The sequence below is a fragment of the Psychrobacter frigidicola genome (genome assembly GCF_007997305.1).
GTDB classification, from domain to species: Bacteria; Pseudomonadota; Gammaproteobacteria; order Pseudomonadales; family Moraxellaceae; genus Psychrobacter; species Psychrobacter frigidicola.
In genome coordinates this window covers 109,870-136,608 of sequence record NZ_VORZ01000002.1, presented here as the reverse complement: position 1 = coordinate 136,608, position 26,739 = coordinate 109,870, and the positions used below count along the sequence as shown (strand labels likewise).

Annotated in this window: 27 protein-coding genes; 16 read left to right on the top strand and 11 right to left on the bottom strand. The window is 42.2% G+C overall.

Translation table 11 applies throughout. The features are described 5' to 3' along the window. Window positions 1-114: 114 nt before the first annotated feature. Together ES754_RS07155 and ES754_RS07150 are read right to left on the bottom strand one after the other, a co-directional pair. On the bottom strand, window positions 115-438 hold the full coding sequence (locus ES754_RS07155) for a chaperone modulator CbpM (protein ID WP_147223871.1): 324 nt from the start codon (window positions 436-438) through the stop codon (window positions 115-117). A 90-nt stretch (window positions 439-528) separates the two neighbouring features. Next, window positions 529-1,524 (bottom strand): DnaJ C-terminal domain-containing protein, encoded by a 996-nt coding sequence (locus tag ES754_RS07150; RefSeq protein WP_147223519.1) that lies wholly within the window; start codon window positions 1,522-1,524, stop codon window positions 529-531. Window positions 1,525-1,956: 432 nt separating this feature from the next. Between ES754_RS07150 and ES754_RS07145 the strand changes: the two genes are divergently transcribed. Further along, window positions 1,957-2,319: a septal ring lytic transglycosylase RlpA family protein gene (locus tag ES754_RS07145; protein ID WP_147223518.1), complete on the top strand. Its 363-nt coding sequence runs from the start codon at window positions 1,957-1,959 to the stop codon at window positions 2,317-2,319. Window positions 2,320-2,407: 88 nt separating this feature from the next. Here ES754_RS07145 and ES754_RS07140 read toward each other — a convergent pair whose 3' ends face one another. Then, window positions 2,408-4,480 carry an ABC-F family ATP-binding cassette domain-containing protein gene (locus tag ES754_RS07140; protein ID WP_147223517.1) on the bottom strand — a complete coding sequence of 691 codons (2,073 nt, stop codon included), beginning with the start codon at window positions 4,478-4,480 and terminating at the stop codon, window positions 2,408-2,410. 519 nt (window positions 4,481-4,999) lie between these two features. On the opposite strand from ES754_RS07140, the gene erpA reads away from it, so the two are divergent. The 9 genes from erpA (at window position 5,000) to ES754_RS07095 (ending at window position 13,985) form a co-directional block, all read left to right on the top strand. Continuing rightward, window positions 5,000-5,380, top strand: coding sequence for an iron-sulfur cluster insertion protein ErpA (erpA, locus tag ES754_RS07135; protein ID WP_227677855.1), 381 nt, complete (start codon window positions 5,000-5,002; stop codon window positions 5,378-5,380). Window positions 5,381-5,745: 365 nt separating this feature from the next. Further along, complete coding sequence (locus ES754_RS07130) at window positions 5,746-6,102, top strand: roadblock/LC7 domain-containing protein (RefSeq protein ID WP_147223516.1); 357 nt, start codon at window positions 5,746-5,748, stop codon at window positions 6,100-6,102. A gap of 447 nt (window positions 6,103-6,549) precedes the next feature. Continuing rightward, window positions 6,550-8,124, top strand: coding sequence for a glutamate--cysteine ligase (gene gshA, locus ES754_RS07125; RefSeq protein WP_147223515.1), 1,575 nt, complete (start codon window positions 6,550-6,552; stop codon window positions 8,122-8,124). Between the two features lie 61 nt (window positions 8,125-8,185). Continuing rightward, window positions 8,186-8,716, top strand: coding sequence for a disulfide bond formation protein B (locus tag ES754_RS07120; RefSeq protein ID WP_147223514.1), 531 nt, complete (start codon window positions 8,186-8,188; stop codon window positions 8,714-8,716). Window positions 8,717-8,928: 212 nt separating this feature from the next. After that, the gene (locus tag ES754_RS07115; protein WP_147223513.1) at window positions 8,929-9,585 is read left to right on the top strand and encodes a copper resistance protein NlpE N-terminal domain-containing protein; all 657 of its coding nucleotides are present in this window, start codon (window positions 8,929-8,931) and stop codon (window positions 9,583-9,585) included. A 139-nt stretch (window positions 9,586-9,724) separates the two neighbouring features. Then, complete coding sequence (gene mpl, locus ES754_RS07110; protein WP_147223512.1) at window positions 9,725-11,278, top strand: UDP-N-acetylmuramate:L-alanyl-gamma-D-glutamyl-meso-diaminopimelate ligase; 1,554 nt, start codon at window positions 9,725-9,727, stop codon at window positions 11,276-11,278. A gap of 328 nt (window positions 11,279-11,606) precedes the next feature. Further along, a complete protein-coding gene (locus ES754_RS07105; RefSeq protein ID WP_147223511.1) occupies window positions 11,607-11,861 on the top strand; it encodes a GlsB/YeaQ/YmgE family stress response membrane protein in 255 nt (84 codons plus the stop codon). 326 nt (window positions 11,862-12,187) lie between these two features. Then, window positions 12,188-12,748: a peptide deformylase gene (def, locus tag ES754_RS07100; RefSeq protein WP_147223510.1), complete on the top strand. Its 561-nt coding sequence runs from the start codon at window positions 12,188-12,190 to the stop codon at window positions 12,746-12,748. 61 nt (window positions 12,749-12,809) lie between these two features. After that, window positions 12,810-13,985, top strand: a complete 1,176-nt coding sequence (locus ES754_RS07095) for a type III PLP-dependent enzyme (RefSeq protein ID WP_147223509.1) — start codon at window positions 12,810-12,812, stop codon at window positions 13,983-13,985. A gap of 105 nt (window positions 13,986-14,090) precedes the next feature. On the opposite strand, the gene ES754_RS07090 is transcribed toward ES754_RS07095, so the two are convergent. From ES754_RS07090 to dnaJ, 6 genes are all read right to left on the bottom strand, one after another. Beyond that, window positions 14,091-14,963, bottom strand: a complete 873-nt coding sequence (locus ES754_RS07090; RefSeq protein WP_147223508.1) for a type II and III secretion system protein — start codon at window positions 14,961-14,963, stop codon at window positions 14,091-14,093. Beyond that, a complete protein-coding gene (locus ES754_RS07085) occupies window positions 14,947-15,222 on the bottom strand; it encodes a hypothetical protein (protein ID WP_147223507.1) in 276 nt (91 codons plus the stop codon). Before ES754_RS07085 ends, ES754_RS07090 begins: the two co-directional genes overlap by 17 nt. Window positions 15,223-15,249: 27 nt before the next feature. Next, the gene (locus ES754_RS07080; RefSeq protein WP_147223506.1) at window positions 15,250-15,444 is read right to left on the bottom strand and encodes a hypothetical protein; all 195 of its coding nucleotides are present in this window, start codon (window positions 15,442-15,444) and stop codon (window positions 15,250-15,252) included. Further along, window positions 15,445-16,812 carry an AAA family ATPase gene (locus tag ES754_RS07075; protein ID WP_147223505.1) on the bottom strand — a complete coding sequence of 456 codons (1,368 nt, stop codon included), beginning with the start codon at window positions 16,810-16,812 and terminating at the stop codon, window positions 15,445-15,447. Between the two features lie 75 nt (window positions 16,813-16,887). Then, window positions 16,888-17,730, bottom strand: coding sequence for a 4-hydroxy-tetrahydrodipicolinate reductase (gene dapB / locus ES754_RS07070; RefSeq protein WP_147223504.1), 843 nt, complete (start codon window positions 17,728-17,730; stop codon window positions 16,888-16,890). A 213-nt stretch (window positions 17,731-17,943) separates the two neighbouring features. Continuing rightward, window positions 17,944-19,077 (bottom strand): molecular chaperone DnaJ, encoded by a 1,134-nt coding sequence (gene dnaJ / locus ES754_RS07065; RefSeq protein ID WP_147223503.1) that lies wholly within the window; start codon window positions 19,075-19,077, stop codon window positions 17,944-17,946. Window positions 19,078-19,532: 455 nt separating this feature from the next. On the opposite strand from dnaJ, the gene ES754_RS07060 reads away from it, so the two are divergent. Together ES754_RS07060 and ES754_RS07055 are read left to right on the top strand one after the other, a co-directional pair. Further along, complete coding sequence (locus ES754_RS07060) at window positions 19,533-20,192, top strand: DUF2939 domain-containing protein (protein ID WP_147223502.1); 660 nt, start codon at window positions 19,533-19,535, stop codon at window positions 20,190-20,192. A gap of 128 nt (window positions 20,193-20,320) precedes the next feature. Continuing rightward, window positions 20,321-21,283 carry a homocysteine S-methyltransferase family protein gene (locus ES754_RS07055; protein ID WP_201538846.1) on the top strand — a complete coding sequence of 321 codons (963 nt, stop codon included), beginning with the start codon at window positions 20,321-20,323 and terminating at the stop codon, window positions 21,281-21,283. A gap of 37 nt (window positions 21,284-21,320) precedes the next feature. Here the strand turns inward: ES754_RS07055 and ES754_RS07050 are convergent, their stop codons facing one another. Together ES754_RS07050 and ES754_RS07045 are read right to left on the bottom strand one after the other, a co-directional pair. Beyond that, window positions 21,321-22,427 (bottom strand): disulfide isomerase DsbC N-terminal domain-containing protein, encoded by a 1,107-nt coding sequence (locus tag ES754_RS07050; protein ID WP_147223501.1) that lies wholly within the window; start codon window positions 22,425-22,427, stop codon window positions 21,321-21,323. A gap of 371 nt (window positions 22,428-22,798) precedes the next feature. Then, complete coding sequence (locus tag ES754_RS07045; protein WP_147223500.1) at window positions 22,799-23,503, bottom strand: pseudouridine synthase; 705 nt, start codon at window positions 23,501-23,503, stop codon at window positions 22,799-22,801. Between the two features lie 133 nt (window positions 23,504-23,636). Between ES754_RS07045 and ES754_RS07040 the strand changes: the two genes are divergently transcribed. The 4 genes from ES754_RS07040 (at window position 23,637) to ES754_RS07025 (ending at window position 26,612) form a co-directional block, all read left to right on the top strand. After that, window positions 23,637-24,236 carry a YigZ family protein gene (locus tag ES754_RS07040; protein WP_147223499.1) on the top strand — a complete coding sequence of 200 codons (600 nt, stop codon included), beginning with the start codon at window positions 23,637-23,639 and terminating at the stop codon, window positions 24,234-24,236. 203 nt (window positions 24,237-24,439) lie between these two features. After that, window positions 24,440-25,423, top strand: a complete 984-nt coding sequence (locus tag ES754_RS07035; protein WP_147223498.1) for a YheT family hydrolase — start codon at window positions 24,440-24,442, stop codon at window positions 25,421-25,423. A 71-nt stretch (window positions 25,424-25,494) separates the two neighbouring features. Continuing rightward, window positions 25,495-26,037 (top strand): acyl-CoA thioesterase, encoded by a 543-nt coding sequence (locus ES754_RS07030; RefSeq protein ID WP_147223497.1) that lies wholly within the window; start codon window positions 25,495-25,497, stop codon window positions 26,035-26,037. Between the two features lie 200 nt (window positions 26,038-26,237). After that, window positions 26,238-26,612 (top strand): DsrE family protein, encoded by a 375-nt coding sequence (locus ES754_RS07025; protein ID WP_147223496.1) that lies wholly within the window; start codon window positions 26,238-26,240, stop codon window positions 26,610-26,612. Window positions 26,613-26,739 lie beyond the last annotated feature (127 nt).

The following is a 26,739-nucleotide window of genomic DNA, read 5'->3' as shown; positions in this document are numbered from 1 at the left end:
GATTGCCCTTTTATGTTGTCCGTTATTGATAATTTTTTTATTAAAGCAATAGCTATGAATAAAGTTTGAAATCAGCTTTTAATCTATTTGAATATTAACGATAGATTAATCATCCTACTTTAAACTACTGACTTCTACTTCAATCATGGCGTTATCAGCGTCATACTGGCGCTTGAATTGGCGCAGCTGCTCAATCTCATCTAATAATTCAATTATAAGACCGAGAGCGGGGACGCTGGCGTCAAAATCACGGCTAAGACGAGACGCACGGCGAACCGTGGTCAGCTGATAACCACTAAACTGTTCACTATCGGGCACGTCATATTCAATAATACTTTCCTCAATCAAAGCGATAACCCATTGGCGCTCTTGACCACAGGCGGATATCAGCTCATCTAAGCTCATGATAATGTCAGTTAATTCAGGCGAGTGTTTCATCATTATTATCCTCGTTTGCTCTTTATGTCATCGTTAGCGTGTGCTCGTTATCTCTATTATGGCTATTAAAGCTATTGTTAAGGACTTTTTTTAACGGCTAATAGTGGTGTCAGAAAAGGCTTGTTTGAGTTGCTCATAAGCTTCTTTTGCCGCATCAGTGCTGACGTCCGGATTAACGATATTCAACGTCAAGTATAAATCGCCCGCTTGTTTGGCAGGAATACCTTTGCCTTTGAGACGCAAATTGCTACCAGATTTTGTATTCTTTGGAATATTAACGCCTAAAGTGCCTGCTGGGGTAGTGACGTTAATTTTTTCACCGAGCGCCGCTTCCCACGGGGTAATATTTACCGTTTGGTACACGTTCGCACCATCTAAACGCATATTACTGGCGTGGATAATTTTAACTTTTAAAAACAAATCGCCATTTTTGCCGCTACCACTGCCAGCAGCCCCTTGTCCTGTCAGGCGAATTTGTTTGCCGTCAGTGATGCCTTTAGGAATTTTGATTTTAAGCGTTTTATTTTCATAGTCCACGCTACCATTAATCTGACGGACAGGGACATTCAACTTAATGCTATATTCATCGCCATTGTAAACCGATGCCAAATCAACATTAATTTCCGCATGTTGGTCTTGGCCTTTGCTGTCCCGCGAGCTAAAACCACCGCCAAACTGATCAAAACCGCCACGCTGTGATTGACCACCAGCTTGACCGCGTGCACCACCCCCAAAAGCTGAAAAGATATCATCAAACCGGAATCCGCCACCACCGAAGGCTTCACCTTCACCAAACTGACCTTTCATATCATTCCAGCGTTGACCACCGCCAGCTTGTCCGCCAAATCCACCGCCGCCTTGGCCTGCAAATGGATTGGCAAGCATAGCATCGTATTCAGCGCGCTTTTCTTTGTCTCTGATGGTCTCATAAGCGTTGTTAATCACGGCAATCTTATTATCAGCATCAGGATCATCACTGACATCAGGATGATATTGACGCACTAACTTACGGTATTTCTTTTTAATATCTGCATCTGTCGCGTCTTTTTTAACGCCTAGAATGTCATAGTAGTTTTTTTCTGCCATTGTGGTTTTCCCTTAAGATAGGTGCAAGCTTTTTAATTATGGGGTTATGCAAATTTTCAACGATATGATACTAAAGTCTATATAGCTATAGTCTGTATATTAAAACTATTGCTGATGAAGCCTTACTAATAGTAATGCTAAGCAACATCAGCGGTTCATCTATTCAATTTATGTAGGTGACTTTGGGTGTTTGTAACCTTATCACCAGAGTAAGTCATGATAATTCTAGCATCATTACTTTTTAATCATTGTTGCCACAATGTGAGCTTAGTCAATAAGAAAGGAGCATTTGAACTTGGCGGTTTTTTACACGTCTGTAAGGCCATGGTAAGCTTGCTGTTGTAAAATATGTATATTATTCATACTCATAGCGAATATGGATAACATAGGCAAGCCCATCTGTCTATCTCATACATTACAAAAAGGTATTAAATGTCTTATTTGATCAAGTCTTTGGCTATCACCTTATCACTATTATTAAGTACCAGCGTTTTTGCCGCTAACACCAGTTATTACGGCAAGAAATTTCATGGTAAACGTACCGCTAGTGGTAGTATCTTTAATATGAATTCCTTAACTGCCGCGCATAAAACGCTGCCGTTTGGTACAAAGGTGAAAGTGACCAACCAGAAGACAAAGCAGAGCGTGATAGTGAAAATTACAGATAGAGGACCTTTTATTCGCGGTCGAATTCTTGATTTATCTAGAGCCGCTGCTGGTAAAATAAACTGTCAACTTTGTACGACCAGTTTGCAGGTATTATCTTACGGTGATGGCAAATACCGTAGACAATAACTGGGTAGCGTCATAAAGTAATAAAAGGGGAGAGCTTGCGCTCTCCCCTTTTTATGTCTCACTTCCTCAATTTTAGCTATTTATCCGCTTAGCTAAACTCAGCTTCCATATCCTCTAAGGTCGTCATTGCCAGCAATAAGCTTTCCTCATGGTCGCTATGCTGCTGCTGTAATGACGTTTGCTCATCAAGTAGGCTCATTAAATCAGCTTTACGGCTTTCTTCATAAAGGTCAGTGTCAGCAAGCTTATCCTCTAAACTTGCTAGCTTATCGTCAATTTTAGTCAAAGCCTTTTCTGTGTTCTCAATCTCACGGCGAACAGGCGCCGTAAGCTTGCGCTGGTCAGCGGCCAGTTTGCGCTGCTCTTCTTTTGTAAGCGATGATTCAGTGGTCGTGCTTGTATTTGACTTAGGATTTGCTAGTTTTTTTTTAGCGTGCTTTGAGTTATCAGGTTCAGAACCGTTCGTATTAGCATCTGTTTCACGTGAAACGTCGTCTTTATTCACGAACTTTTTCTTGGCTTTTTTATTCTTGCCTTTTTTATCAGCGCCTTTATCTGAACTGTTGGCTTCCTTGCGTTTATCGGATAACCATTTACCGTAGTCATTGATATCGCCATCGAACTCTTCGATGATACCGTCATGTACCAGATACAGCTCATCACAGACGTTAGCAATCAGCTCACGATCATGCGAGACTAGTACTACAGCACCCTCAAAACCTTGTAATGCCATGGTTAGGGCTTGGCGCATTTGTAAGTCTAAATGGTTAGTGGGCTCATCAAGCACTAGTACGTTAGGGCGTTGCCAAACAATCAAAGCTAAGGTTAAACGCGCACGCTCGCCACCTGAAAACAGCTCACTTGGCGTATCGATACGGTCGCCACGAAAATCAAAACCACCCAGAAATGAGCGCAATTCAGCGTCTGATGTTTTACCAGCCAAACGGCGCATCATCTGTAACGGGGTGGCGACAGCGTCTAAAGCATCCATTTGATGCTGATTAAAATAGCCTAATTTAAGCGTATCTGAGACATTATAAGTGCCAGATAGTACGCCAAGCTCACCGACCAGTGCTTTAATTAAAGTCGATTTACCTGCACCATTCATCCCAAGTAGACCAATACGGGTATCAGGCGTTACTTGCACATTCGCGTTATGCAGTAGCGGTGTGTCGGTGTAACCAATATCAGCATTGGTGAGCTCAATCAATGGCGAGCTCATGTTGGCCGGCTCATAAAACTGAAACGAGAACGGATTATCCGCCATCATTGGTGATAGCTCACTCATACGCTCAAGCTGTTTGATACGACTCTGCGCTTGCTTAGCCTTACTGGCTTTGGCGCGGAAACGGCGGATAAAGTCATCTAGATGTGCCTTCGTCGCTTCTTGCTTCTCAAAAGCCTGCTGCTGCTGCGCCATCCGTTCATGACGGGTACGAATAAATTGTTGATAATTGCCGGTATACAAAGTGATTTTCTTTTGCTCAACGTGCAATATATGACCAACGGTATTGTCCAAGAAAGTTTGGTCATGCGAGATAACGATAACCAGACCAGTAAATGCATTGATCCAAGTCTCAAGCCAAAGAATAGCATCCAAGTCCAAATGGTTGGTCGGCTCATCGAGTAACATTAAATCTGCACGGCTCATCAAGGTTTTGGCTAGATTTAAGCGCATACGCCAACCACCAGAAAAGCCTTCTACTGGCAATTCATGCTGACTGGTATTAAAGCCCAAACCCGCCATAATTTGTGCCGCTTTGGTTGGGGTGCGATAACCATCAATTTCATCAAATTGCTGATGCAATACGCCAATTTGGTCATCACTAACGGTGCTTAAATCACTTAACGCTTCATTGATTTTATACCATTGCTCATCACCGCTCAGCACATAGTCAATTGCTGTTTGTGTGCTTGCACCCACTTCTTGCGCCATGTGCGCCACATGCCAGCTATCTGGAATACTTACTTCACCGCGATCTACCGTGACCTCCGTATCACCCGTGCCCATCCGCGTTAATAACAAGGCAAACAAAGTGGATTTACCGGTTCCGTTGTTGCCCGTTAAGCCAACTTTGTGACCTGGATGCAACTGAAAGCTAGCACCAGCAAATAATTCACGACCATCACGGCGAACACCAACGTCTTTAAATTCGATCATAGGGTTTTTTCATCTCAAGATTTTTGTAAAATGTATGGTTAACAATAACAAGTTCATAAATAAAATACGCATAACGCGTATTAACTGCGCGCTATTATTTCAAACCCCTAGACGATAGGCAAACAATTAAATAAGTATTTCATAATTAAGCGTTTATTATAGATAAACTAAGCTCATATCGTAACCATCTTATTCTTTTCTTTTAACCAAGAGCGCTACTATCCTTGACAAATCAATCAGCACCCCAATTATGATATACTGTCAAAACACTATTGACATCAGGCAGTTAAAGGCCAGTAGCCTTATTTTTAGCCTAACTTCTTTCTCATAATTTTTCATGATGAACACCGCCCCTAATCAATGCAATTATCTAGCCGTAAATTACTCTCTATAAATAGCACCTATTTAAGGTCAGCAGACGACTTATCATTAAAAAGAATTCGCATTAATAGAAAATAACAGTAAAGAACGACCATATTTGATTGATAGCCGTATTTGATAACAGACACTGAGGTAAATATGAACGCAGCAACCGACCAATACAATCCAAGCGCCAGCCAGCCTGTAGATCCCACCATTTTAAATCTGACTGACAGCGCCGCGCAAAAGGTACGCCGTCTGCGTGAAGAAGAAGGCGACAGTAATTTAATGCTGCGTGTGTACGTCACCGGTGGTGGCTGCTCAGGGTTTTCTTATGGCTTTAACTTTGCTAATGAGCTCAATGAAGATGATGCTAATTTCGATAATGGTGATGTGACCTTAGTTATCGACTCTCTCAGCTATCAATATTTGCAAGGCTCTACCGTTGACTATACTGAAGGGTTAGAGGGTGCGCGCTTTGTAGTACAAAACCCTAATGCCACGACTACATGCGGCTGTGGCTCATCCTTCTCTATTTAAGTCATCACTCTGCGTCTAACAGTTATTATGTAATCAACAGTGCTAGTAATTATTATTCTGTCTATTAACAACCCTTTGTCATGATGGTTGCTTTGGATGCGGCATAGCAGCAAAAACAGAATTCTTTGGTTTAAAATCGCACTGACTATCATTATTTGTGACCGACTAACCAAACAAAAGCGCAGTTAGTCGGTAATTGTTTGTGTTATTGTTGTTTTGTGCTTAAATATTGCCACGAATTGATTAGCGATACTAATGAGTAGTAACTTTTAATATTTATTCTATAAATATTAAAAGTTACTACTCATTAGTGAAGATTCAAAAAAACTCAATACTCTTTTATATATTCTTCAAGGAACAGCACGATGGCTAAGTTATCACTCGATCCATTAAACGAAATTGACGGCTTTATTGCAGCGGCTCTGGTTGATTGCGAATCTGGATTGGCGCTGGCCACGACAGGCACGGGTATTGACCTTGAGCTTGCTGCGGCTGGTAACACAGAAGTACTCCGCGCCAAACGTAAAGTATCTGATGCTTTGGGTATTAATGAGAATATTGAAGACATCTTAATTACGCTAGGTAAGCAGTATCATTTGCTGCGTCCGCTCGTACGTAATAGTAACTTATTCTTATATTTGGTACTCGATCGCCAAAAATCTAACCTTGCTATGGCGCGTCACAACCTAAAAAGCTTTGAGACTGAACTCGACTTCTCGTAAGCTTAGTGCAATATTGCCTTAATACTAGGCTATGCGATAATAGAAAAAGCATCTATCTTAAGGTAGATGCTTTTTTGTAGGTTAATTTACAGCTGGAATATTTCTAGTATTTTATATAGCTATTCATGAATTCAACCCACCGCCTTTCTTAACTTTATGAGTTGTCTTTTCCAATAGCGTTACGGTCTAATAAGGTGAGTATGATGGACTAGACATCAGTAAGCACACCGTAAGTGAAGGTTACTGATTTTGTAATTGCGCGTAGTTTTTAACCCTGCTTTGGGCTAAACTGAGTACATCAATTATACTGTATTGCCCTCTATCCTGAGTAAGCCTCAACTATTCAGAGTCCAAATATTTAAAGCCCAAATATTTAAAGCCCAAATATTCAGAGCAAGTGCTAACCAATCGTTGCTCTACCATAATAAATAACAATAGATGACTACTATGAGTAATTTTGCCCCTACGTTTGCTAATTTTAAGATTCCCAGCTGGTTTGATAACAAGCATTTGATGGGTATGTTGCGCGGTATCGAAAAAGAAGGGCTACGCGTTAGACCAGATGGCTATCTGGCACAGACACCGCATCCGGCAAAACTTGGTTCGAAGTTGACTCATCCGTCTATCACGACTGATTATTCTGAAAGTTTGCTTGAGCTCATTACCGACCCAAAAGAAACACCGAAAGACACGTTAAATATGCTACGTCAATTGCACGTGTTGGTCTATCAAGCGTTGCCTGAAGAAGAGCTGATGTGGCCCCTATCTATGCCCTGCATGTTATCGGCTAATGATGAAGATATTCCACTGGCGGATTATGGTAGCTCGAATACAGGTAAGCTTAAAACCCTTTATCGGAGTGGGCTTGGCATTCGTTATGGTCGCCGGATGCAAACGATTGCGGGACTACATTATAACTTGTCCTTTGGTGATGGCTTATTTGAGATATGGCAAACCCAAGCACTAGAAACTGATAAACAGACCCTAACAGAATTTAAAAATGATAAGTATTTAGGGCTCATTCGTAACTTTAAGCGCCTAACCAGCTTGGTACTGTATTTACTAGGGGCAAGCCCTAGTGTGTGTCCATGCTTTATCGCGGGACGCGAGCATGATCTGATATTGATGAATAACTCAACCTATTATAAGCCTACCGCCACCAGTCTGCGCATGGGTAAGCTTGGCTATACTAATAGTGTGCAAGAACATCTTGATATCCGTTATAACCACCTCCCTGAATACGTTGCAGGTCTACGCCGCGCGATTCAAACGCCGCATGAAAGCTTCCAAAAATTGGGCTTAAATGACAGCGATGGCAATCCGATTCAAATTAATGATCATATTCTACAAATAGAAAATGAATACTACAGCCCTATTCGTCCTAAACAAATTGCTGAGCGCGGTGAAACGCCAACCGAAGCACTTGAGCGTCGCGGTATTGCTTATGTTGAATTCCGCGCCATTGATTTAGATCCTTATAGTGATGTCGGTATCCGCTTATCTAGTGCCTGTTTCTTAGAAGTAATGGCATTATATTGTCTGCTTAATGAGTCACCAGAGTTGTTCCCAGCAGAAGAAGAAGAGATAGCAATTAACCTTGAGCGTGTCGTCAATGAAGGCCGCCGCGATGGTCTGCATATCCTCAATAATGGCGTTGAGCAACCGTTAGAAGGTTGGATGCTGGAACATTTAAGTCGTATGCGCCCACTAGCCGCTATGCTAGATGCTCATTATGGCGGTAACGACTATCGGGCGGCAGTCGCTTTAATGCAAGGCAAAGCCGGCCATTCCGAATCCACTATTTCTGCCCAAGTGACCGCTGATAGCGAGCGCTTAGGCAGCCTGTGGAAGCTTGGATTTACCTTAGCACAGCAGCATCGTAACTCACTATTGCAGCAAACGCTCAGCCCAAAAACTCAAGCGAAGTATGAGGTGTTAGCAGAAAAATCAATCTTGCAACAAGCAGAAATCGAAGAGGCAGAAACCGAAGATTTTATGGAGTATTTACAACAATATCGTTAATACGGCTATAGAATTCTAAACGGTAAGCTTATCGTAACCCTATTCTGAGAGCATTTTTCTGATGTCACAACTGACCACTTACCGCCATTTACAAATGCTTTTGGTCCTGCTAACCATCATAGGCATGAGCTTTGCGCTGTTTTTTTTGCAGCGTTATATGGGCTTCTCACCTTGTCCGCTATGTATTTTTCAGCGAATCGGACTCATGGTCATGGGCGGTTTTGCCTTGATTGCCGCGCTATGGCATCCTAAATCGACACTCATCAAGCTACTGTTGTGGCTTGGCAGTTTAGCAGGTATTGTTTGGGCAACTGGGGTCGCAGCTCGGCACGTATGGCTGCAGCATTTACCAGCCGATCAAGTACCCTCGTGTGGCCCAGGTTTGGACTATTGGATTGATACCTTGCCCATGCAACAAGTGTTAAATGAAGTACTTGCTGGCTCTGGTGAATGCGCTTTGGTCGAGTGGCGTTTTTTAGGACTCAGTATTCCTGAGCAGTCTTTGATATTTTTCAGCGCGTTATTGATTGTCCATGTACTGATATTTTGGCGTATCCTGCGTCCTATCTCTCCTACTCTGCATACACGTTAACCGTTACTGTTTGGCTTTTATGATATTAAGTAGTCTACTAGTTAAGCTAATAGACTATTTAATACAAACTTTTCATACCGACAACAAAAAGGCCACATAATGGCTTTCAGTGTTTGATACCTTGTAACACTTTCTACGAGTTATCTAAATTTGGACTTATATTATGCTTTGGCTGAATATAAGCGTCATATTTACTTGCTGTTGGTATGATAATGATATATTCCGCTTCTACACTTCCTACGTTCTCTAAATCTACTGCCGTTGGGATATCCTCTCGTTATTGTGGACGCTTAGTGCTGCCACTGTCTTTTTGTATTATGCTGATGGGTTGCGATAGCCAATCTACTGCTGATACCTCAGTAAATACTAAAGTAGCAAACGACTCTATAATACGAACGCTTAAATCTGGAGACGTTTCGCCAGAGTTGCAGCAACATAATAATGTTGACGCTGATGAAGATAGGGATGATAAGGACGAAGGTCAATCACTGATTGCTATTGCTAAAACCGATGATAGTGCTCGTACGCGGCGTGTGCCGATGGTTTCAGAGAAAGGCAGTGATAGTACATTACAGGCCACGTTGATTGGGGACTATAAGGGAATGTTGCCTTGCTCATTCTGTGATGGGATCTCTCTGACACTTAATTTGTTCGCTGATGGTTCAGTATTGAAAACCAGTATCTATGAAAATCCACAGTCTCCGCATGTGCCTTTGGTTGAATCAGGCGTTTATCGTCAAGACAACACTATTATTACCATTGTTTATCAAGACAAGGCTATCGAAATCTATCATATACAGGACAATCATCTGGTGATGCTGGATAAGAATAAAACACCCGATCCTGACTACACTTTATCGCGTAAATGACATCAGATTTTAAATAATAACCCCATATTGACGCCTATATTATTAGGCGTTTTTTATTGGTCATCTGTTAGGCTTTACTTTACAATAAGTGCGATTCGTTTTTACTTTCTATACTTCTCTCACCTAGCGCGGAACGTCTATGCATATTCATATTCTTGGCATTTGTGGCACATTTATGGGATCGCTTGCGTTGCTGGCGCGGGAACTTGGACATACCGTAACCGGTTCGGATGCCAATATTTATCCGCCAATGTCCACCCAACTTGAGAATGCTGGCGTTACAATTGAAGAAGGTTACCTAATTCAGCACCTGCAGCCCGCACCAGACTTAATCGTAGTCGGTAATGCGATGAAGCGTGGTATGGAAGTGATTGAATATATGTTAGACCAAGGCCTGCGTTATACCTCAGGACCGCAGTTTTTATCTGAGCAAGTTTTGCAGTCGCGTCACGTCTTAGCCGTTGCTGGTACGCATGGTAAAACCACCACTACTACCATGCTCGCATGGATACTCCATTATGCAGGCATCGATGCGGGGTTTTTAATTGGCGGCGTGCCGTTGGTTGATACCACTGATAAGCGCTTGCAACAGGTGTTTGCACATAGCAGCTATTTGGGTGCTCATACTATTGAGGATAAAAATACAGGTGCAAAGACGTCAGGCTACTTCGTCATTGAAGCGGATGAGTACGACTCGGCCTTTTTTGATAAACGCTCAAAATTTGTTCATTATCGTCCGCGTACCGCTATTTTAAATAACCTTGAATTTGACCATGCCGATATTTTTGCCGACCTTAATGCTATCCAGACACAATTCCATCATATGGTACGCATGATTCCAAGCACGGGCAAAATCATTATGCCAGCGGCAACGATTAGCTTAGAGGAGACGTTGGCTAAAGGCGTTTGGACACCTATTTGGCGCACGGCGGTCACTGACATTCAATCATCTATCGACGACAACGTTTCTATAGAGACGGGTAGTAGCGACTGGCAAGCTGAGCTAATTGCCGAAGATGGCAGTCAGTTTAAGATTCACTTTAATGAAAATACGGATAGTGACCTTTTCACTACTGACCTTGTTATTGATGACACTGATACTCTTATTAATACGGCAACCACCGTTGATTGGTCGATGAGTGGTGTTCATAATGTGAATAATGCTTTAGTAGCCGTGGCTGCGGCTTATAATATTGGTGTCAGTATCGAGACGGCGTGTGCTGCTCTATCAGCATTTGCAGGTATTAAACGCCGGATGGAGCTTATCGGTAACGTTAATGACATTTTGGTATTTGATGATTTTGCTCATCATCCGACCGCCATTACCACCACTTTAGACGGTGCTAAAAAGAAACTGGCAGGCAGACGTATTTGGGCGATTATCGAGCCCCGCAGCAATACTATGAAAATGGGCATCCACCAAGATAGCCTAGCACAGTCAGCAGCACTGGCAGATCAGACACTTTGGTATGAGCCCACCGGTCTTGAGTGGGGACTAAAAGAGGTAATTGACCGTGCTAATACGGGAAGTAAAGATATGAGCCATCAACAAGTCATGCCTAGTGTCGATGCCATCATTGCGCATATGAGCGCTCATGTACGACTAGGCGATGCGATTATTATCATGTCTAATGGTGGCTTTGAAGGGATTCATGAACGCTTATTAACAGCATTACATAAACAATTTACTTAAGCGTTATAACGCTCTAAGAAAATGACTGATACCAAAACTATGAATAGCGCCTTTTTCGATTGAAAGTACGGCGCTATTTTCATATTCCATGATTGAGAAATAAGGAAATAATATTTTTTCCGTTATCCTTAAGCCTACCTTGGTAACCTTTCATTTACCTAAACTATCTGAATAATAGCAAATGACTTAATTTCATGACATAGCACCTACACAGATAACACTTCGCGCGTACTTTCTGGCTTCTTGATTGATTACAATGAACTCATCAAGTAAGCAGTACATGATAAATAAAAATATAACTTACAATGAATACTTTAGGAGAATACTAATGGGCTTTATTTGGATGATTATCATAGGCTTGGTTGCAGGTCTATTAGCCCGTGCGATTAAACCAGGCAGCGACCCAATGGGTTGGATTATGACCATTGTTCTAGGTATCGTGGGTGCGATGCTGGGTGGGTTTGTAGCAGGTCTCATAGGTATCAATGCTGATGGTGGCTTTACTGGACTCATATTCTCAGTGATTGGTGCAATTATCATCCTCTTCATCTACGAGATGATCATGAGCAAACGTCGTATATAAGACATATCTCATTGGTACTCATAGCATAAACAAAAAAGGCCTTATTTCTTATAAGGCCTTTTTTTATATCTTGTCAATTTGACACTGCTAGGCACTTTATAATTTTGTACTCCGTCATACTAACTTTAATGACTGAACCCAGTTGTTGTGATTGTAATAGATAAGGACTGATTTCAAATCCTGTTCAATAACATTTATAATTCGTAAGCGTCAAATCAATAACATTTATAGTGATACGTTCTGAAAATCATTGATAAATATTACTTTTGTCCCCATTTATCCTATAATAATCTTCCTATTCTATACGTATTCCTGAGGTGAGCCATATGGCATTACTCCCTATTTTGAACTATCCTGACCCGCGCTTGCGCACCATTGCCACGCCGGTCAAAAAGATTACTGACGACATCAAAACTTTAATTACAGATATGATTGACACTATGTATGACGCGCAAGGTATCGGTCTTGCCGCCAGCCAGGTCGATCAGCATATCCAACTGATTGTCATGGATTTGTCAGAAGACAAAGACACGCCAATGGTATTTATTAATCCAAAGGTCACGCCTTTGGTAGAAGAGAAGCAGCCCTATGAAGAAGGCTGCCTGTCGGTACCGGATGTCTATGATAAAGTCGATCGCCCTAATAAAGTACGTATTGAAGCTTTAGATGAGAATGGCAAAGAAATTGATAAAGAGGTAGAGGGTTTACTAGCAGTGTGTATCCAGCACGAGATGGATCATTTGAATGGGGTGATATTTGTAGATTATTTATCGAAACTAAAACAAACCCGCGCCCGCGATAAAGTGCGCAAAGTTATTAAAATACGAGAAAAGCAGGAACAGGACGAAAGATTAGCCAATAAGCAGCCACAACCTGTCAATGCTTAGGGTATTGCTTTAGATATTCACTGCCCACCTCATTTATTGTTTATAGTAAAGGTTCATTATCATGATCAAAATTGACCAATATTTTGACCCTGCCAGCTGGCAGAAATTTACTCAAGCTGCCGAAGGTCGTGAAACTCCTTTTTTGGTGGTGGACTTAGAGCGTATCAAAACTAAATATAACGAGATGGTAGGACTGTTTCCTACGGCAAAAATTCACTATGCGATGAAAGCTAGCCCTGCCATTGAAGTGATTAACGTGCTGGCAGATTTGGGTTCAAACTTCGATTGTGCTTCCGTCTACGAGCTTGATCGGGTACTCGCCTGCGGCGTTGATGCCGCGCGTATCTCGTATGGCAATACCATTAAAAAAGCCCGTGACGTTGAATACGCTTATAGCAAAGGCGTGCAGCTATATGCCACCGATTCGGAACTGGATTTGAAGAATATTGCTAAATATGCACCCGGCTCGAAGATATTTGTCCGCATCTTAGTAGAAGGCTCAGATACTGCTGAATGGCCGCTGTCCCGTAAGTTTGGTTGCCATCCGAATATGGCCATTGACTTGCTCATTCAAGCGCGTGATTTGGGTCTGGTACCCTACGGTATCTCTTTCCATGTGGGCAGCCAGCAAAGAGATGTGGCAGCATGGGACGATGCGTTGGCCAAAGTTAAATATATGTTTGATTGGATGCGCAACGAAGAAAATATCAAGCTAAAAATGATTAATTTGGGTGGTGGCTTCCCTGCTAATTATCTTAGTGAAGTCAACCCTGTGCAGGTCTATGCAGAAGAAATCAAACGCTATTTGAGCGATGATTACAATGCTGACGAGATGCCGGAGATTATCCTTGAGCCCGGGCGCTCCTTGGTAGGTGGTTCAGGGGTGTTGGTCAGTGAGGTGGTGCTCATTTCACGTAAGTCGCATACTGATTTGAAGCGTTGGGTCTATACCGATGTTGGGCTATTTCAAGGGTTAATTGAAACTTTGGGTGAGGCGATTAAATACCCAGTTTATACTCCGAAGATGGAAACCTCAAACAGTCCAGGGACGGTCGTATTGGCAGGACCCACCTGTGATTCAGCCGACATCATGTATGAAGACACGGGCTATCAACTGCCCGAAGAGCTTGAGATTGGTGATAAAATCTACTGGCTAACAACTGGCGCTTATACCAACTCTTACTCTGCCATAGAATTTAATGGCTTTCCACCGTTAGAAGTCGTTTATATTAAGTAAGTAAATTGGGGTCAATCTCAATATCATTTGCAAAATAAAAGCGCGGTACTGCGAATAACAGTACGGCGCTTTTTTGTGAAATATTAATTATTTATTGATATAAAACTACTGCACTAATAACCAAATGGGCGTGCTGTTATTCGCAGATGAAGTACTGTTACCACCATAATTTGAGCTTTGATTTTGCGCATTTTGTAATATCTGCCCAATATTAACCCATTGTCCACGCGAGACAATAATAGTACTATTTAAGCTTTGACGGTTAATGGCATTATTAGAATAACCATTACGGTTAGGGCTATTCTGATTATAAGAAGAATTAGCGCTTACTAACTTTTCTTCAACTTGTGCTAAATTAACCTCGACTTGTCCATTAGGTAGCAGTCTTGGTTTGACTTGGATGCCTTGCGTTGTTGGTAATAAAATTTGCTGTTGAATAATAATCTGTCCTGACGGGCGATTATAGGATGAATAGTAATTATCATTATAATTTTGAGTCAGTGACCATAAAGTGCCAGTACTGATACTGGCAGCACTGCCGGACAAAGTCTGTACTTGGTATAAGCTATTATTTTGCTGCTGGTTATTACTTTGGTTAATAATGCCTGCGCCTTGAATGCCTCGATTACTGATAATCACGCGGCCTTGATTGATATTACTTTGGGCGCTGCTATTATTGCTTACTTTTATAGAAACCATTAAAGCTTGCGGCTGACCATCAATCTGAGTGAGTAGCTGCTGTACGGCTTTATAATTGGTAGGAGTCGTATTTAGCACCAGTTTATCTTGGTAAGTGGCAACCGTACCGCCATCATGACTCGCATTTAACTGTTGGCGGACGGCAGGGAGCAGCGCTGACCCGCCGTAAGTGTGGATGACGTAAGTTTGATAAGTAGCAGCTTGGGCTGGGGAAAAGAGGGTAAGGCTTACAACTACTGTTAACACTAGGATTTGCAAGGTTTCAATAAGAGTGTCCATAAGCTTCTAAATCCGAATCAAGCGACCAAATAAATACGTTAACGTGCTTGCTTCTGTTAGCTCTATTTTTGGCTTGTAAGGCATCGTATTCTTTTATGATAGATAAATCTGTCAGACTCATACCTTCGTTGGGCTTAGTAGCTGTTTTATTTTGCCCTGCTTTATTAATAAATTCAGTAATCCAAGTTTGCCATTCTACTTTTAAGTCAAAGTCGCTAATTTTAAACGGTAATTGACCACTAAAAGTACTTTGCATCATATCTACAAAACGCTTGGCAGTTTCGCGTCACATTGTGCCATCACCATTTTGACTAATATGATTACCGACTTCTACTGCCACCACTAACGGTATAATAAATTTACATCCAGTACTAATATAGACCTCAAAATCGTCAAGAACTGGTTTTCTTTGTTGGTTTCTATTGGGAACATCTAAAATATTTAATAATATACTAGTGTCCAATAAGCAGATATCCGCCATTTAATCAGCTCCTTGTAGCTGATTTAGCCAATCTAATGCTTGTTTTTTACGCTGCTCTGGGGTGGTTGGATGCTTAACAAAACGCTCAACAATACCTTGCGTCACTAAGTCACCAAGCGTTCCTTGAGCCACTAAACCAAGATAATCATCTAAATCACCTAAACGCACCAATCTACTGTCGCCCTCATTAGGGTCTCTATAGCAAAATACAACATCTGCGAGCGCTTCATCAGGTAGCGCATCCATTAAGGCAGGATTATGCGTCGATAGTAATAAATTAAGCTGACGCTCTTCGGCGTATTGGCGCAGCAAGCTTAGTATTTCATGAGCTCGCGTAGGATGAATGCTATTGTCAATCTCTTCTATGACTACCGTTGAACCTTCAGGCACAGACAGTAGCGCCGCTGCAATACCTAGTACTTTTAAAGTACCATCGGATAATAAATCCATCGTGCGTTCAGTAGATGTATCGCCAAAATTTTCATATAATAAGAATTCCACACGCTCTCTTTTATCGGTATAAAACTTAATATCAGTAATATCTTGCTCAGGTAGGCTTTGTACCAGTTGTAGAATTTTTTCTTTATACCCTAAGTTTTCTTTGCAAAGGTAAGATAAAACACCTGCCAAATTTGAACCACTATTACTTAGTATTTTCTCCATTACGCTATCCTGACGCATGGCGCTAGGCACAAAATCATAAAAAAATGTATGAGTTAAAAAATGCGATAAATCATCAAGAGAGTTTATATTAATGGGACTAACCTTAGTTTTATCATAAAAACCTTTCCAAATGACTTCGTAGAAACTTCTCATAGATAAAACAGATAAATCACGTTCCGGAAAATTAGCTGCTACTTCAAAGTTATCAACTCTTTGAAACATCCAACTGTCTTTATTGTTATTTACCTCAAGAATATCTTTAACAAACGCCATTTTTACAACATCAGAGGCATCGAGATACCTTAAAGCTAGTTTCGTATACTTACCACTTCTATGAAAGAAAATTTTGTTGTCTTTCTCTTGATAAGTCTCTGCTATTAGATAGAGTTGATTGTCTTCATTTAAGAATACACCACAGTAACTAGTGTCAGACCCGTAATTGAATGATAGAGAAAAGCTATTTTCATAATTAAAAGCCAAATCTTTGATACTGCCTCGAACAACCTTATCACTATCATTGACCCTATTTTTTAGCGTAGACAGACGCTCACCACCAGCCACCCAACTCAAAAAACGAAAGGCTTCAATAGCGTTACTCTTACCTGACGCATTTGCGCCTATTAATAAAGTCAGAGGGGACAGCGGTAAGGTTGCATCCTTATAGCTTTTAAAGTTTTTAATGGTGATACTGGCGTTATCTATCATTACAATCTCGCTTACAGTTAGTGAACTTAACTACTTATATAAACCATAGCCATTTAAACCCTACTCATTTAAACCCTACTTATTCAAGCCCAACACATCTTGCATGTCATATTGGCCAGCTTCTTGTTGAACTATCCAAGTGGTGGCTCTTATGGCACCCGCAGCGAAAGTCATGCGCTCGCGCGCGCGATGGGTAATCTCGACCACTTCACCATCAGCGATGAACATTACTGTATGGTCACCGACAATCTCGCCGCCACGAATCGCGTGAATACCAATGGTGCCCGTTTCGCGTGCGCCCGTTTGTCCTTCGCGACCATATACCACTACATCTTTTAAATTCTGACCACGCGCCTGCGCTACGGCTTCTGCCATCATATAAGCAGTACCAGATGGCGCATCAATTTTATGCTTATGGTGGGCTTCAATAATTTCAACGTCAGCATCAGTACCAAAAGCTTTGGCCGCCATTTCTAACAGCTTCAATGATAAATTAACGCCTGTAGAATAATTACCCGCATAGACAATAGCAATCTTCTTACTGGCTGCGGCTAAGGCTTGTTCTTGCTGCTCATTAAAGCCGGTAGTTCCAATGACCATAGCGACTTTATGCTCAGCACAAATCTGCATATTTTGTTCAGTGGCAGCGGGCAAGCTAAAATCTACCAGCACATCAATATCATTAATTACTGCGGTTAAATCGTCAACTATTTTTACGTTTAAAAGCCCTACAGCTGCGACTTCGCCAGCATCAGCGCCGACCAAACTTGAGCCTTGACGCTCAATAGCAGCGCTCAACTTGGTTTGTGGATTGTCCTGTACCGCTTCGATGAGCATACGACCCATCCGACCACCGGCACCGATAACGCCAATATTTATAATCTTATTTTCCATTTTATTATCTACTTGTTGAGTCATTTTTTTATCCTAAAATTTTTATTATTCAACTTCTGATTTTGTAAGGTGATAGCGGTTGCTGAACGCTTTTAATATCATAGCATGAATTGATTTTGGTACCTTATTGACCACCATAAAAAAGTCCATAAGTTTCACGTGAAACTCATGGACTTAGATTAACTGCTTTAGACTAATAAAACGGGCTTTTAAAAGGAACTGTTATCGGTTATTTAATTAATCAAACAAGTCGCCAATCTTTTTAAAGAAAGACTTTTTGTGCGGTGATTGCTGATGCTTGCTATCGCCATCAAGCGTATCTTGGAACTGGCGTAGCAAATCTTTTTGCTCACGGGTTAGATTGACTGGTGTTTCAATAACTACGCGGCAGATTAAATCCCCTTTCATGGTAGTTCGCACTGGTGTTACGCCTTTACCACGAACGCGGAGCATTTTACCACTTTGTGTACCCTCAGCGATTTTAATATTTACTTTGCCATCAAGGGTTGGGATTTCGACCTCTTTACCAAGCGCAGCATCCGTGATGCTAACCGGCACATCCATATAAAGGTCTGCGCCTTGGCGGGTAAAGACATCATGGGGCTTGACGCGCACTTCGACGTATAAGTCGCCGTTTTGTACGCCAGCACCGCCCGCTTCGCCTTCACCGGCCAAACGTACGCGGTCACCATCATCAACGCCTGCTGGGATCGAAACTTCTAAGTTACGCGACTTGTCTTTAACGCCACTACCGTGACAGTCGGGACATGGGTTTTTGATTTGTTGCCCGCTACCACCGCACTGAGGACACGCTTGTTGTACCTGAAAAAAACCTTGCTGCATGCGCACTTGGCCTTGACCATGACACATCTGGCAGGTAACCACATCCGAAGCTTTTTTGGCACCTTTGCCATCACAGGTATTACAAGGCGCGGGCGCAGTAAAGCTAATCTCTTTTTTGCAACCACGAACGGCCTCTTCTAATGTTAACTCTAGCATGTAACGTAGGTCTGAACCACGACGTGAGCGAGTACCACCACCGCCACCACGCGATTGACCAAAGATGTCGCCAAAGTTACCGAAGATATCACCAAAGATATCTTGGAAGTTACCGCCGCCAGCGCCGCCACCACCACCCATACCGTTTTCAAAAGCAGCATGGCCCATACGGTCATAGGCTGAACGCTTGTCGGTGTCGCTGAGCACTTCATAAGCCATAGAGGCTTCTTTGAATTTATCGTCAGCTTTTGGGTCGTCAGAATTGCGATCGGGATGATATTTCATCGCTAGTTTACGGTAAGATCGTTTAATCTCTTTGCTATCTGCGGTTTTGCTGACGCCTAATATCTCATAAAAATCGCGCTTACTCATGGGTTCTCCTATCGTCTTCACAGCGCAGCCTGCTCGCAATCTTATCGATAATCACGCCTATCTTTTATGGTTATTCGCAAGCACGTGTTTCACATGAAACGTGGCAAACAATGATAAGAAAAGAGTAAGGGATAACGGGATGTTGCAAGCTAAAACGGCGGGATACTGTTTAACCAAATCAATTAATAAAAGTTTGCGCTATTAATGGAGATGATATGGTGATTTATCAAGCTCTTCACCAGCAAAATTCATACGATCAGTTTTACCTGTCTTATATCTATAAGGAAATAGTAAGACACATCTATAAAACTTTATAATAATATTGATAAGTTTTTATAAGAACGACAAGCCAACGTCATATTCTCATATCTACATACGCTTAAGTCGTGGTAATATTTGTCGCCTTAATAACGGTGATCAATACGCTAGAAAACTCTGTAAAGGTATGAATATTTATGAAAAAGCTGACCACATTACTCTTGTTGCTGGTCGTCATCGCAGTGGCAATATATGCTGGCTCCCCTTATTACACCGCCTATCAGCTCAAAAAAGCTTATGACGGCAAAGATGGTGCGACCGTTGCGGCTGCAATTGACTACGAACAGCTGCGCCCAAGTATGAAAACACAATTGACCGACAAATTCGCCAATACAATGGGGCAATATCTAGGAGTTGCCCAGCTTGGTGGTGAGCCGCTGACGCAAGCAGCCAATGAATTTATCATGCAAGCGGTAGACGGTGCTATCACCCCAGAAAATATAGAACAATTGATCGATACCCAAGGCCAAGCCAATACAGCTACTAAGGAGCTGGCAGCAGCATGGGCAATTGCGAGCAATCAAGTCGACTTAAAAACGCTGATTCGCGATATGATTATCCAGCGCGGGGATGTCAATGCGGTGGTTAAAAATCAAATGCAGCAAATGATGGCAAAACAAGCCACTCAGCTAGAGCAACAAGCTGCCCAAGGGACAGATAGCGAGAAACCAACCCTCAGCTATTGTGGCATCAATTGTTTTACGATAAGTGGGCAAGTAAAAAGCTATCCGATCACGATTAAAATGCAGCGCCAAGGCTTGATTGATTGGAAAATCATTGATGTGGTGTTGCCTTAATATAAGACGTTATGGTGGCAGCTTTTGGTCTATTAAATTATTTTATAAGTGAGGTTATGATGGACATTCAAATATTTCCTAAGGTGATGAATGCTCAGTCTGATGTTCAATCCATAACCACAGCGCCAATGACTATATTAGATGGTGGGATGGGACGTGAGCTTGAGCGACGCGGTGCCCCTTTTCGCCAACCTGAATGGTCAGCGCTGGCATTGAGTCTAGCGCCAACTAGTGTTCGTGATATCCACTTAGACTACATAAAAGCTGGTGCCGCGGTCATCACCGTCAATAGCTATGCGGTAACCCCTTATCATTTAGGCGATAAGTTTTTTACTGAAGGTGAACAGCTCATAAAAACGGCAGCGAAACTCGCATTCGAAGCCGTCCAAATAAGTAACAAGCCAGCCAGCAATGAGCATAATAGTCCAGCAACCGTACAAATCGCTGGCTGTTTGCCGCCACTGTTTGGCTCCTACCGCCCAGATTTGTTCGATGCCAAGGCAGCGTCTGCTATCGCGCGTCCATTATTATCCGCACAAGTGGACTATACCGATATATGGCTAGTGGAGACTCAAAGCAGTATCATTGAAGCGTCAACGTGGCATAAGTTGATTACTGAATTCACAGCTGCTCAAAAAGAGACCGCACAGAAACCCATTTGGATCGCATTTACGCTAGACGACGGTCAACTAGATATCCTCGCTGATGGCATTAGCACGCCCATGCTGCGTTCTGGTGATTCAGTAGCAGAAGCGGTACAGGCTATGATGGCATTGAATGTCGACGCCATACTATTTAACTGTAGTCAACCTGAAGTCATGGATTCAGCATTGCAAGTTGCGAAAGAGATTATTGATAAAACGTCAAATCCGCTGCAGCTGGGCGTTTATGCCAATGCTTTTGTATCAAAACAAACCCATAAACAAGCAAATGCTCAACTGCGCCAAATACGTGAAGACACTACCCCTGAGAATTATTTGACGTGGGCCAAGCTCTGGCAGGCCTCTGGCGCAACTATCATTGGCGGTTGCTGCGGTATTGGCGTCGAGCATATTGCACAACTTGCGCAGCACCTGACTGCTAGGTCATAAGGTTTTTTTTAGTTTGTCACTTTATTAATGCAATCGTTTATTCTACGCCCAAAAATTCTAAAAACTCTGGACTCTCAAAACTCGCTTGGAATAAGACACCGTCATCACGGTAAATGGCAGGCGTAGCGACCACTGCAAGCCCAGCTGCTTTTTCACGGTTAGGCGTCACATAATTAACTTTACAGTTTGCTGGTGCAGGGGTCATCTGCCCTTTTAGCATCGCTTTATCTAGAGCTTTACGACGGCTGGTTGCATCAGCTTGACACCAGATACCACGCATTTGCTCAGGTGATTGCTCATATATTGGATAGCCGATGGTTTTAACCGTCACGCCTTTTTTATTCAAACTACCCATTTGCTTATGCAGCATGCGGCAATAGGGACAATTCACATCGGTTGCCACGTAAACAACTGCTTTTTCGGTACCCGTCGCAGGATACGTAATCAGTTGTGACTGATCTAAACTTTTGAATACGGATTGATTTTTACGTTTTTCAAAGTTCTCATCAAGTCCGGTAAACTGACCATTTTCAATCACCGATATTTCGCCATCGGTCACATATTGCGCATCATCCGCTATTAAAAACGGCACGCCCTCTAACGTTGCACCCCAAATGACACCCGGTACGGCCGTATAAAAAAATGGGGTCTTGGCGCTCATATTTTTGAGCTCACTCATATTGGCAAGCATGGCTGACTTGACCGCAGCGCTGACAGGCATACCAATTTGCGCACTATTACTGCGTGTTGGGGTTTTAGTCACTTGGCGCTTGCTTGGGTTCTTTTGTAGCTCACCTTGGATGACGTATTTACCATCGGCGGTGATATGTAACGGCGGCTGACCTACCAGGCTCACTTGATATAAATTTGGCAAATTCGATGGCGCAATAGAGATAATCTGTGCTTTGATACCCGCTTGGGTCAAGGTTTGGCGCAAACGGCTGTCGATAGCGATAGTGACATTAGCAGTTGTCGCCGTACTTTTTACAGCAGGGTTTTTTATAGGCGTACTTTGGCCAGTTGCAGGTGCATTTTGACTCACACTTCTGGTGATAGTTTGAGTGCTACTTGGCTGAGCGCAAGCGGTCGTTGCGAATAATATGGCAGAGATAATACTGGCAGATTTAAATACAGGTCGTTTCACAGGGTAAGTCCTATCAGAATTTATATAGAGATATTAGTGATATCTAACTCAAAAACACGACGGCGATAGCAATTTATTTTTGGCTATCTTATTATCATTCATCATGTTATTAAATTGAGTTTAATATACGTAAAGGTATATTAAACTAATTTGCACAGACTGTATCACATCAACTCCTTTTGATAAGGGTTATGACGTTTATTTTGCAAAACTGCTACTTATGTTTAAGAGACAGGTAACAGAGTCGGCAGATAAGGGCTGAATAAAATAAGATGGTAAAGCGCAAAAAAATAATGGCAGCTCGTTACCCTTATTAGAGAACGGCTGCCGTTATTGTGTTCTAAATCAATAAATATCTAAAATATTATTATTTAAAACTTGGCCACTTCCTCAGCCGTTAAAAAGCGACTGTCGCCTTTCTCTAAGCCTTCTAACGTAATATGACCAACACTGGCACGATGTAGCTCGACCACTTTATTACCAAAGTAGCCCATCATACGTTTCACCTGATGGTATTTACCTTGCTCTAAGGTCAAGCGTGCATGGGTCTCATCGATGAATTCAAGAACAGCAGGCTTGGTTTCTTCATGGTCGCCTTCTAATAAAATACCTTGAGCAACTTCTTCTACGGCATTGGCTTGCTTCGCGGCATCCATAGGATCAGCCAAGGTCAGCTCATAGATTTTAGCATGTTCGTGCTTAGGACTGGTGACACGGTGCAACCATTTGCCATCATCACTAATTAATAATGCGCCTGTAGTATCAACGTCTAAGCGTCCCGCAATACGCAAGCTACCGATTTCAGGTACGGCAATTAGTTCAGTGACAATAGGGTGTTCTTTCACTTTCAGCGTACATTCAAAGCCTTCAGGCTTGTGCAATAAAATATAACGATTGCCTGTCGCGACCGATAATGGCTCGCCTGCCCACATGATTTCGTCATCGGCGATATCAATGTGTAAGCCGACGTCTTTCGTCACCTTATCATTGACCGTGATTTCACCGGCGTGTAGGATTTTTTTGGATTCTTTGCGTGACAGCTCGGTGGCTTTACTAATAAATTTATCTAAACGCATGCTATTTGCTACCATCAGTTATATAGTGGGGAATAAAATGAACACTGCGCCAAATACGGCTAGCAGTGATAATAGTGCAAGTTTAGCATATTCACCCTAGACCCTAAATGAATTACTAGATCCTAAATGAACTATGAGTTATCAAACCCTACAAAAAGCGGTGAATGCCCGTCTTGAGATTAAGAAATCTGAATTCATCGCTTATGCGTATCCGGTGACGTCGCGTGAGGATGCTATGTTTCACGTGGAACAACTACGTACGCAATATGCTGATGCCCGTCATCACTGCTGGGCCTATATTATTGGAGACCCTAATAATACAACCAGCGCAGGCTTTGATGATGACGGTGAGCCCAATGGAACGGCAGGACGACCAATATTAAATGTGCTCCAGTATAAGTCGATTGGTAATATTATCATTGTCGTGGTGCGTTATTTTGGCGGTATTAAGCTAGGTGCTGGTGGACTAACGCGTGCTTATGCGGGTTCAGCACAAGCCGCCGTTGATGAGATGGTTTTATGCCCTTATGTGCTCATGAGCCAAGTAGAAATTCAAGCAGAGTTTGCTACTGAAGCTCAATGTCGCTATGTGGTTGATAGCTTATATGGAACTATTAACGACGTTGCTTATAGTAAGCAAGTCTTGCTAACGGTGACCATTGCTGAGGCTGATATTGAAACATTGAAAACAGAGTTAGCAATGGCAGGCAAAGTATTACTTCCAAAGGATTAACCGTCTTCTTATCCGCTTTATCGGCTCATTCTTTATAGCTCAGTTTGATAGATAGTCAAAGATTTACTGGCTATTTATTTCAGTAACCATTCCTTAGGTTTCACGTGAAACTTATAATTTATAACTTTTAAATAATCAATATACTTGTTAACTAACTAAATTGCTCCCATCTCTTATTACTAAACCACATTTGATGCCCTTTTATGAGTACTTTTACCTACACCGAATTTAAACCACCATTTTGGCTAGCAAATGCGCATTTGCAAACTATTTTACCAAAGTTTGTTGCCCCCAACGTGCCTATCTATCGGCGCGAGCTGGTCAAAGACTCGCTGGATGAGAGCGAAGTAGCCTATGACTTTTATGATACTAACGATATTATATTATCTGATGCTAAGTATCATAAGCCGTTAGTCGTATTGTTTCATGGGATGGAAGGCAGTAGCGACAGCCATTATGCGCGCACGCTCGCGTATGCGGCGCACCGTCAAGGCTGGCATTTTGTAGTGGCGCACTTCCGCAGTTGTGGCGGTGTACCGGTAAAAGGGTCGGTATTTTATGATGCTGGTGACACCAAAGAGATTGAACACGCTTTGCAATATTTGGCACGTAAATACAGTACGATATATGGGGTTGGGGTCTCGTTAGGCGGCAATGCGCTCGCTAAGTATATGAGCGACTATAACGAAAAAGCGATTTGCGTCGCAGCGGTAGTGGCTTCTGCTCCCGTAGATTTACTGTCCTCGTCATTGGCGATGGAACGCTTTGTCAGTCGCCGCATTTACACCCCTTATCTACTACACCCGATTATCCAAAAAGCCATTGATAACAATTTATCAGAAGATGAAATTAAAGCCATCAAGGCAACCAATCTCATCAGTGAGTTTGATAATATTTTTACCGCACCGCGTCACGGCTATCGCTCCAAAAACGACTATTACAATAAAGCCTCTGCACTACCGCACCTGATTCATATTGCTAAGCCAACCTTAGTCATTAGCGCCAAAGATGACCCTTTCTTGGGCGCGACGGCTACGGGTGGCGATGTATCTAAAAACGTGACGCTGCTCGATACCAAACATGGTGGGCATATCGGCTTTTTAGATTATCAAGATCGTAAGTTTAATTTAGACTGGTTACCAGAAACTGCCATTCGCTTCTTTAAAGATGTGGGTTCACGCCTTTAAAAATAACCACCATTAAGTGTCCCCAAACTATAAATTAAGACTTTTAACTTATTCATAAAAAGAGTGCTTTTATGTATCCGTTTATTCGTTATGCCACCACTATTGCCCATGCTGCGTTACAAGTTAAAAAAGGCAATACCTTAGGCTTTGATGACGTCAGCGAAATTACTTTACGTTGTCGTTTGACAGATATTGATAACTTCTTAGAGATGAATAACGGCCGCGTCTTAACCCTTTATGACTTAGGTCGCACAGATTTTGCAGTACGTACTGGACTTGGGAAACAACTCCTGAAGCAGCGTTGGGGCTTGGTCGTTGCAGGTAGTACCATTCAATATCGTAAGCGTATTCGCGCCTTTCAAAAAGTCACGATGAAAACCCAAATAGTGGGCTTCGATGCGCGCTGGATATACGTTGAACAGTCGATGTGGGTTAAAGGTAAACCGTGCTCATCAGCTTTATTACGAACTGGCGTCACTGAAGGCGGTAAAGTGGTAGAGACTGCACGGGTACTTGCAGCTTTGGATAAGTCAGATTGGCACTTAGCACCTGAGCCTTGGGTACAAGAATGGATAGATGGTGATAAAGACCATCGCTGGCCGCCGATGGAGTAGTTTGCAAAAGCTTGTCACGTTATCTAAATCCGTAAGTCAGGTGACGTGTACCCCAATGTTCCCTCAAAATTTTGTCACATTCAATTAACTTTAACACTACTATTTTATAACAATACATTATACTAAAAAGTATATTAAATGATAATATAGTTACTAGCTTATGATTATTTGATTAAATACGAACCTATAAGGAGAGCAACATGCTTACCACTACAGATTATGTCGGTACTTTATTTGATAATGACAGCAACCCAAACAAAATTACTTTAGCCTTTACCATGGCAGTCAAAGCGCTAGAAAAAGGCCATTCTGCAACGGTTATTTTGATGATGGATGCGGTACATTTAGCGCCACCTAAGGCACTAGATAGCATTAATATCGGTGCACCGTTTGAGCCTGCTGCTAAATTGCTGGCGGCTTTTATGGAGAAAGGCGGGCAAGTATTGGTCTGTAAAGCCTGCATGGTGCATAATAATGTTGAAGAATCAGCGATCGATCCGCGCTTCAGTATCATTAGTGGCGATGACGTGGTTGAGCTGCTTATGAGTGCAAAAGGCTCGTTGCAGTTGAACTGATAAATAATTAGGCTAGTGTAATAGAGAGCCAATAGAAGACATTAGGCTTATAAGGGAAATTCTTTAGATAGGATTTCCCTTTTTTTTATTTAGAGCGTATGAGTTTAGATAACTAAGTCCACTCTAT